We start from the raw sequence: 822 nt of genomic DNA, 5'->3' as shown, positions 1-822 counted from the left end.
TTAATAGTGATATCTTATATATTCCTTATGTATATCATGACCTTTGTCGAAAAAATGTGTTAGTTGAAGAACGAATTAAAGGTATACCTATCTCAAATATTGAGCAGCTTAAGCAAAATAACGTCAATATGAAATTACTAGCAGAACGAGGTGTTCAGGCATTTTTTACCCAATTATTTCGTGATAACTTTTTCCATGCAGATATGCATCCCGGTAATATTTTTGTCGATATTACCGAACCACAAACCCCCCGTTATATTGGCATTGATTGTGCCATTATTGGTATATTGACTGAGGATGATCAACGTTATCTTGCTGAAAACTTTTTAGCCTTTTTTAATCGAGATTATCGCAAAATAGCCCAACTCTATATCACATCAGGCTGGGTGCCAGAAACAACTGATGTTGTAGCACTTGAAATGGCAATGCGTAACGTCTGTGAACCTGCATTTGCAAAACCCCTTGCCCAAATTTCATTTTCACAAATTTTACTACAATTATTTCAAGTTGCTCGCCAATTTGACATGGATATTCAACCCCAATTAACCCTGCTTGAAAAAACGTTATTTTATATTGAAGGGCTGGGTCGCCAGCTTTATCCTGAACTAGATTTATGGAAAACAGCAAAACCATTTTTAGAAAAATGGTATCAAGATAAATATAGCGCAAAAAAAATACTACAACAAACTTGGCAATCATTACCCGCGTGGCAAACTATGTTGCCAAAGTTACCCGAAAAATTAAATAACTACGAACGAATCAGTAAACAAATGAGTGCCCAACTAATACAAATTACTCAAGAATTACAGCTTAGTAAAAAGC

1 protein-coding gene is annotated in these 822 nt (G+C 35.0%); it reads left to right on the top strand.

Going from position 1 to position 822, the window contains the following annotated elements:
• The coding region (locus tag A9G30_RS12830) for an AarF/UbiB family protein (RefSeq protein WP_255305722.1) at positions 1-822 on the top strand (822 nt) is incomplete at both ends.

It is taken from the genome of Gilliamella sp. Fer4-1 (assembly GCF_001690515.1).
GTDB lineage: Bacteria > Pseudomonadota > Gammaproteobacteria > Enterobacterales > Orbaceae > Gilliamella > Gilliamella apicola_C.
Note: the sequence above shows the minus strand (reverse complement) of the source record. Positions and strands in the feature narration are given on the sequence as shown.